General features: G+C 60.0%; 3 protein-coding genes. 2 read left to right on the plus strand and 1 reads right to left on the minus strand.

The window, feature by feature from the left end; all coding sequences use genetic code 11:
- Positions 1-52: 52 nt before the first annotated feature.
- A complete protein-coding gene (gene fadD2, locus ACW9HX_RS28880; RefSeq protein ID WP_249490696.1) occupies positions 53-1,741 on the minus strand; it encodes a long-chain-fatty-acid--CoA ligase FadD2 in 1,689 nt (562 codons plus the stop codon).
- Positions 1,742-1,990: 249 nt separating this feature from the next.
- Between fadD2 and ACW9HX_RS28885 the strand changes: the two genes are divergently transcribed.
- Both ACW9HX_RS28885 and ACW9HX_RS28890 read left to right on the plus strand, forming a co-directional pair.
- The gene (locus ACW9HX_RS28885) at positions 1,991-2,935 is read left to right on the plus strand and encodes an alpha/beta hydrolase (protein ID WP_457383188.1); all 945 of its coding nucleotides are present in this window, start codon (positions 1,991-1,993) and stop codon (positions 2,933-2,935) included.
- 42 nt (positions 2,936-2,977) lie between these two features.
- Positions 2,978-3,448, plus strand: coding sequence for a MaoC family dehydratase (locus tag ACW9HX_RS28890; protein WP_093099066.1), 471 nt, complete (start codon positions 2,978-2,980; stop codon positions 3,446-3,448).
- Positions 3,449-3,531: the final 83 nt, after the last annotated feature.

Here is a 3,531-nt window from a genome sequence, read left to right on the forward strand (position 1 = left end):
CAGCGAACCGGTGGGAGCGAGCCTGCTCGCGATTGCGCGAAGCGCAGTTCTTTTAGGCGATATCGCGTAACTCTCTGCGCAGAATTTTCCCGACAGGCGTCATCGGCAACGACTCACGCAGCACGATGTGTTTCGGCACCTTGTACGCCGTGAAATTCTCTTTGCAGTAGGCCTTCAACTCTTCCAGGCTCACGCCGGTTTCCCGCGCCACCACAAACAGCTTCACCGCCTCCCCGGAGCGCTCATCCGGCACGCCGATCACCGCACAGTTGGCGACTTTCGGGTGGGCCATCACCACGTCTTCGATTTCGTTGGGGTACACGTTGAAACCGGAGACGATGATCATGTCTTTCTTGCGGTCGACGATGCGCACAAACCCGTCCGGGTCGATCACCGCGATGTCGCCGGACTTGAACCAGCCCTCGGCATCCAGCACCTCGGCCGTGGCCTCGGGCTTCTGCCAGTAGCCCTTCATGATCTGCGGGCCCTTGATGCACAGCTCGCCGCGCTCGCCCAAAGGCTGTTCGACACCGTCGTCATTGATGACTTTCAACCGGGTGCCCGGCACCGGCAGGCCGACCGTGCCGATTCGCGACAGCTCGCCGTAAGGATTGGTACAGGCCACCGGCGAGGTTTCGGTCAGACCGTAACCTTCGGTGATACGGCAACCGGTGATCTGCTCCCAGCGTTCGGCGGTGGCTTTGACCAGCGCCGTGCCGCCGGAGTTGGTGAGCTTGAGGGTGGAGAAGTCCAGGGTCTTGAAGTCCGGATGATCCATCAGCGCGACAAACAACGTGTTGAGCCCCAGCAGTGCCGAGAACTTCCAGTTCTTCAGCTCCTTGATGAAGCCACCGATGTCCCGTGGATTGGTGATCAGTACGTTGTGGTTGCCGGACACCATCATGCACATGCAATTCGCGGTAAAGGCATAGATGTGGTACAGGGGCAGCGGCGCGATCATCACTTCCTGACCTTCGCGCAACAGCGGCTGACCATCGCTGCCGAACTGGCCGAGACAGGCGCGAACCTGCTGCATGTTGGCCACCAGATTGCCGTGGGTGAGCATCGCCCCCTTCGCCAGGCCGGTGGTGCCGCCGGTGTATTGCAGAACGGCGATATCGTCCAGGCCGACCTTCAGCGGCTTGATGCCCAGGCCCCGCCCCATGCGCAACGCACTCTTGAAGGAAATCGCCTGGGGCAGCGAATAAGCCGGCACCATTTTCTTCACTTTGCTGACCACGGTGTTGACCAGCCAGCCCTTGGCGGTGGGCATCAAGTCGCCCATCTTCGCTTCGATCAGGTACTGGATGTCGGTGTCCGGCAGCACTTCCTGGACTTTCTGGCCGAACATGTTCAGGTATACCAGCGCCCGGGCACCGGAGTCCTTGAACTGGTGGCGCATCTCCCGCGCGGTGTACAGCGGGTTGGTGTTGACCACGATCAGCCCGGCACGCAGCGCGCCGAACACGGCAATCGGATAATGCAGGACGTTGGGCATCTGCACCGCGATGCGATCCCCCGGCACCAGATCGGTGTGGGCTTGCAGGTAACCGGCGAACGCGGCGCTGTAACGCTCCAGCTCGGCGTAGGTCAGGGTCACGCCCATGTTGCTGAACGCCGGGCGATCAGCGAATTTCTTGCAGGAACGCTCGAACACCTCGATCACCGACTTGAATTCACCCACGTCGATGTCCAGGGGTACGCCCGCCGGGCGTTTGTCATTCCAGAAATCAGGTTGCATTGTTCTTGTCCTCTTTACCTGAGCCGATCCGGGGCCGCTTCGCTGTCATTTTTCTCTTGTCCTTGAAAAAGCCGAAAGCAAAAAGCGGGGCTTCACGGACACTAGCAGCTATGGTCATTCAGGCAAATATGGGCAAGGTCCTCATTGATCGTGTGAATCTTCCAGCCGTGGCGTGAGCTGATCGGACGCGCTATACAATGCAATCTCTGCAAGCCCCTGCAGCAAAAGCATGCCGCAAAAGGAATCGCCATGATCCACGACACTTTCTGGCTGGACGCAAGTGACCGCAGCCGCCTCTTCGTCAACCAGTGGCTGCCGAATGCGCCAATGAAGGCGGTGATTCTGCTGGCCCACGGCATGGCCGAGCACAGTGGTCGTTATGAGCGGCTGGCAGAATCGCTCTGCGCCGAAGGCTATGGTGTGTACGCGCCCGACCTGCGCGGCCATGGCAAAACGGCCGATCATGGGACGCTCGGGCATTTCGCCGACGACGATGGCTGGTGCAAGGTGGTCGGCGATCTGGCCAGCCTCAACCAGCACATCGGCCAGCGTCATCCGGGTGTGCCGATCGTGCTGCTCGGGCACAGCATGGGCAGTTACATTGCACAGGCTTATTTACTGCATCACAGCGCCAGCCTGCACGGCGCAATTCTCAGCGGCTCGAATTTCCAGCCGGTGGCGCTGTACCGCGCAGCCCGGCAGATCGCCCGGTTCGAAAAGCTGCGCCAGGGCGCCAAGGGCCGCAGCGCGCTGATCGAATGGCTGTCGTTCGGCTCGTTCAACAATAAATTCAAACCGGCGCGCACCGCGTTTGACTGGCTGAGTCGCGACCCGGCCGAAGTCGACAAATACGCCACGGATCCGTTATGCGGCTTTCGCTGCACCAATCAGTTATGGATCGACCTGCTCGGCGGGTTGCAGCAAATCAGCAAAGCGTCCAATCTCGCGCAGATCGACCCGGGCCTGCCGTTGCTGGTGATTGGCGGCGAATGTGATCCGGTGAGCGAAGGCAAGCGTCTGACTGATCTGGCCAATGCACTGCGCTCGGCCGGCAGCCAGAACCTGCAACTCAAGATCTATCCGCAGGCTCGGCACGAATTGTTCAACGAGAGTAACCGCGACGAAGTGGTCGCCGATGTGCTGACCTGGATCGACCAGGCGCTCAGCCATCGCCGCCCTCACCGCAGCGAATAATTTTTTGTGGATTCATTTAATCCGTCACAGGAATCAAGACCGATGACCCAGGTTACCAACATCCCTTACGAAGCCCTCGAAGTCGGCCAGACCGCCAGCTACAGCAAGACTGTCGAAGAGCGTGACATCCAGCTGTTTGCCGCGATGTCCGGCGATCACAACCCGGTGCACCTGGACGCCGAGTTCGCCGCCGCCAGCATGTTCAAGGAACGCATCGCCCACGGCATGTTCAGCGGCGCGCTGATCAGTGCGGCCGTGGCGTGCGAGCTGCCTGGGCCGGGCACCATTTATATCGGCCAGCAGATGAGCTTCCAGAAGCCGGTGAAGATCGGCGACACCCTGACAGTACGTCTGGAGATTCTGGAGAAACTGCCGAAATTCCGCGTGCGCATTGCTACTCGCGTATTCAACCAGCGCGATGAATTGGTCGTGGACGGTGAAGCCGAGATCCTGGCACCGCGCAAACAGCAGACAGTTACCCTGCCGACCTTGCCGCCGATCAGCATTGGCTGATGCATTGCACAAAACAAAAGTGGGAGCGGGCTTGCTCGCGAATGCGGTATATCAGCAAGATTATCGTTGCCTGATACACCGCA

Source organism: Pseudomonas sp. SDO52101_S400 (assembly GCF_054071635.1).